Raw genomic sequence first — 4,434 nt, 5'->3', positions numbered from 1 at the left:
CCTTATAACTGATCGCCGTTAAATTGAGTTCGTAGGACTTTTGTATAGTCACATTCAATCGTTTGCGTTGGGCTCAGGACTGCTATTGCTTTCCTTCGTTGAACGCAAGCCCGCAAGATTCGTGCGCATTCCACTGATGGCGGACAGTGATTCCAGACTCATCGCGGACAGTGTTCCATGCGAAGGCGGACACCTTGCGCTGGCGTCCTGAGTGACGGGGTGAATCGTAACCGAAGTGTCCGCCATCAGGATGCAATGACGGTTCGGCGGCGGTGTTTCAATCGCGGCGTTGAGCTTGTCGGGGCGGCTGCGCGGCCCGCCAGGCAGCCCCGGCACTGCGGGTATGGCATCAACCAGGGCTTCGAAGACCACCGAGTCGTGCCAATTGGCACCGGTCACGGCCAGCGCCGCGCCGGTCTACGACGAGGTGGCGTTTGGTGCCGAGCTTGCCACGGTCGGTGGGGTTCGGGCCGGTCTGCTGCCCCCCTGGAGGCTAGTCACAGCCGCACCATCGATACTCGCCCGGCTCCAATCGACCTGGTCATGCTCACGCAATCGCGTCAGCAGGGCCAGTTGCAAGCGTTCCCAGATGCCGCTGGCCTACCAATCACGAAGGCGACGCCAGCAAGTCATACCGCGGCCGAAGCCCAGTTCCTGCGGCAAGTCTTCCCACGCAATCCCCTTCGCAAGGGCTTGCTTGCGATGCTGGTTTCGGGGCAAGTCGAAAACCTCTGGCTCGATCGAGTTGGACGCGCAGGTCACGTGTGGCGAGTGGTAGCCAATCGATGTGCCGCGCAGCGCGCAAATCATCATGGAACTCGACTACCTCAACCATGTCGAAATGGCACGATTAGTTGAACCGAATCGGGCGATTTGAAAGATGAAGCTGTTCCTTCTGAAAGTACTTTAATGGATGATTCATTATGATAAATTCGCAATCGAAAATTATTTGGCCGCCGACAGGTAACGCTGCCGATCCGTATATCGATCTCGAAGAACTCGATAGTCCCACTGTCAATTCATGGGTTTTCGCTCAGACAGCCCGTACTATGGAAATGTACGGACGCACGTCAGCCGCCGACGTGCTAACTAAGCGGCTCGTCGAGACCATGATGGACCAAGATCGCATCGTCATATGCTCGCGCTGGGGTAACTGGGCTTACAATACTTGGCTTGACGGAGCGCATCCGCTCGGTTTCGTACGGCGTACGCCCTGGAATGCCTGGATCGAGGGCAACCCACAATGGGAAGTGGTACTGGAGGTCGATGCGCTTGACTTGAACAACCGAAACGGGGACGGCACGCGCTGGGCTCTGGCGGGCTTTCATCTTATTTATCCCACTGCTGATCGCGCACTGGTCTTCCTGTCGCCCGGCGGTTCCGATACTTGTATCGTGCGGGAATTCGACGTGGAAGCGCGTGCGTTTGTTGAGAACGGATTCGAACTACCAGATTCCGGTCACCACAGCGTTGCATGGATCGATCGAGATACGGTTTATGCGAGCTGGGATGACAGCGCAGTAAACGCGGCCCCCGCTGTCACTGTTTCCGGTCACCCGCGACAGGTGCGCAGATGGAAGCGCGGAACGCCAGTAGCGGATGCGCCGGTGGTGTTCGAATGCGAGCCTGACGACTTGGGTGCGTCAGCGAATTACGACCCAATCCAAGCACGTCATATTGCAAGCCGCAGCACGACATTCTACGAACGGGAGCAATTCTGGCTCGATGAAAAGGCTCGTGAATGGCGGTTGTACGATGTGCCGCGTAATACGGCTGCTTTGTTTGAGTGGAGCGAATGGCTATTCGTCACGCCGCGCACCAATTGGCACGTCAACGAGACGGCTTATCGGGGCGGTTCTTTACTGGCCATTCGACGTGACGCATTTCTCGACGGTGATCGCCACTTCACCGTACTTTTCACGCCAACTGACGAGAATGTACTGTCGGGGGTGCGTTATACGAAGCACTGGCTAATCGTCTCTGACAAGAGCGAAAGCGTTACCCGCGTGACGCTTTGGCGTCCGCCAGACTCGGTCGACGACACGTGGCAATCTCGAGCGTATCCGTTGCCGGCCGGATGCGAAGCATCTGTGACCGCCGTCGATAGAGCACGCGATGACACTGTACTGATCTACGTCGATCACTTCCTGACACCACCAGCGCTGTACCATGCCGATCTCTCCAGTGACACACCTTGGCACCAGCTCGGACAGCTTCCCGCACGCTTCGATTCAACCGGATTCCTCGCGTTGCGCCGGCATGCCATGGCACCCGATGGCGTGCAGATTCCCTATTGGGTGATCGGCCGCGAGGCAGATCTTCAGGGTACCCCTCGACCTTGCCTGCTCTATGGATACGGCGGATTCGAAATCCGGCTCGATACACCCGCCTATATGGGCACTTTGGGATTCTCCTGGCTAGAACCGGGCGGTGTGTACGCAATCGCGAGCATCCGGGGGGGAGGTGAGTTCGGGCCTGGCTGGCATCAAGCCGCGCAACGAGAAAAACGTCCGGTCGCATTTGGTGATTTCATTGCCGTCGCTGAGGCATTGATCAGCTCCAGTGTTACCACCCCGGGGCAACTCGCGATCCAAGGGGCGAGCAACGGCGGGTTGTTAACCGCAGCGTGCATGATCCAGCGTCCGGATTTATTCGGTGCCGTTATCTCGCATGTGCCAGTGCTCGACATGTCACGCTTTCACCTGTTGTTGCAGGGCGCTTTGTGGGTCGACGAGTACGGCAATCCCGACGATGCCGACGATCGCCGGATGCTTATGGCTTACTCACCCTATCACAACGTAAAGCCGGACGTCTCCTATCCGCCGGTTCTATTCACATCATCGTCCACTGACGATCGCGTGCATCCAGGCCATGCACGAAAGATGGTCGCGAAAATGCAGGCACTCGGACATCGCGAGGTCTTCTACCTAGAACAGCGCGATGGCGGTCATGGCGCTGGCGTCGAACCCGAAACCAGAGCCCGCGCCAGTGCAACGACATTTGAGTTCCTGCGGGCAAAGATTGGGGCGTCGTTACGACCGAACGCGTGACCCGATTTTAAGCGTCACACACTGGCTTTCTTGCGGCAAGAATAGTCCCCCGTGCAAATACCGATGATCGTCCTACGACTCCCCACCGCTAACCTATATTAGCGATATAGGCGTGTTTTCTGGTGAAACTGTCGCTAAGCGGCATCGTGATTGCTTTGCACACCGGCATTCCGTGGAAAGACTTGCCGCAGGAACTGGGCTTTGGCAGCGGCATGACCTACTGGCGTCGTCTGCGTGACTGGCAGGCCAGTGGCGTCTGGACGCGCATGCACCTGGCCCTGCTAACCCGCCTGCGCGAGCATGGTCAGATCGATTGGAGTCGGGCAAGCATCGATGCTGCGGCAGTGGCCAGCCCCCGGGGGCCAGCAGACCGAAGCCGCGGTGGCATCGGACATCTTGACCAGCAGCACGGCGCGGCTCATGCGCTCCACCAGTACGCCCACTGCCGAGCGGTTACCCGCACCCTTGATGGGGTCGCCTTCCCAGTGCCCGGGCATGAGCCTGTCGTTGACCTCAGGCGGGCGCTCATGGATGCTGACCATGTCGGGAATTTGGCCACGCCGGTCGGTGCCACGCGAGCGCAGCAGGTGCTTAGCGTGGCCCTGGCGCAGACAAGCGATGAGCTGGCGACGCAGTTCGCCGCGCGGGTAGGCGTAAATGGCGTTGTAGATGGTCTCGTGGGACACGTGGCGCTCGCGGTGGTCAGGAAAGGCGCGCTTGAGAGTAGCGGGATTTCCTGGGGTGACCACTTTTGGTCAAGGAAGTGGCGCACCACGCGCCACAGCACACTGTCGGCAGCGAGTTTGCGGGCGGGACGGCTGGCCTGGCGGCGTTGCGCGCGGCGGGCTTACGCTGTCATTGCCCCATAGCCACCGCTTGCTGTCGCGTTGCGGCGAAGCTCGCGCTTCAGCGTTGAAGGCGCACGCCCCAGCCTGCGCCCATCTCGCGCTGACTGACTTTCTCCGCCTTCCAAATCTCGATGCGCATGCGCTCTTCGGATTGCAGTTGCGGTACTTCGTTTTTGTCATTCACCACACCTTACCGGATGGCAAGGTGTTGCACTTCAGATTTTGAGGTCGCCGTGATTATTACTTATAGAATTCAGAATTAAATTTGCGAATGACTGCATTTTCTTTCCTCGAGTCAGAGTTGTATTTTGCAGGGATGGATGTGACGCGAAACTTGAAGTTAAGGATGCTCTGCAAAAATTAGCCAGCAGATGTGCTTGAAATGAATCGTCGAGCCAGCGAGCATGTGGCGCATGAAACAAACTGACCTTGCTGAACTTGTCGACCAAGCGCAACCGCAAGCGCGAATTCCTGGACGAGATGAACCGTGTGGTGCCGTGGGCCGATCTGGTGATGCTGATCGCTCCGTACGCCCC

General features: G+C 58.3%; 1 protein-coding gene and 4 pseudogenes. 3 read left to right on the top strand and 2 right to left on the bottom strand.

Going from position 1 to position 4,434, the window contains the following annotated elements; genetic code table 11:
* Positions 1-285 precede the first annotated feature (285 nt).
* Positions 286-690, bottom strand: a pseudogene (locus MKD38_RS30190) (transposase); the annotation flags it as partial.
* A gap of 233 nt (positions 691-923) precedes the next feature.
* On the opposite strand from MKD38_RS30190, the gene MKD38_RS30185 reads away from it, so the two are divergent.
* The gene (locus MKD38_RS30185; protein WP_012354770.1) at positions 924-3,050 is read left to right on the top strand and encodes a prolyl oligopeptidase family serine peptidase; all 2,127 of its coding nucleotides are present in this window, start codon (positions 924-926) and stop codon (positions 3,048-3,050) included.
* A 125-nt stretch (positions 3,051-3,175) separates the two neighbouring features.
* Positions 3,176-3,442 (top strand): annotated as a pseudogene (locus MKD38_RS30180) (transposase); the annotation flags it as partial.
* Here the strand turns inward: MKD38_RS30180 and MKD38_RS30175 are convergent.
* Positions 3,422-4,037 (bottom strand): annotated as a pseudogene (locus MKD38_RS30175) (IS30 family transposase); the annotation flags it as partial. The pseudogenes MKD38_RS30180 and MKD38_RS30175 overlap by 21 nt on opposite strands.
* A 274-nt stretch (positions 4,038-4,311) precedes the next feature.
* Here MKD38_RS30175 and MKD38_RS30170 point away from each other — a divergent pair.
* Positions 4,312-4,434, top strand: a pseudogene (locus MKD38_RS30170) (IS5/IS1182 family transposase); the annotation flags it as partial.

The sequence above is a fragment of the Cupriavidus sp. WGlv3 genome (genome assembly GCF_023952475.1).
Taxonomy (GTDB): Bacteria; Pseudomonadota; Gammaproteobacteria; order Burkholderiales; family Burkholderiaceae; genus Cupriavidus; species Cupriavidus phytorum.
This window is presented reverse-complemented; position numbering and strand designations above follow the sequence as displayed.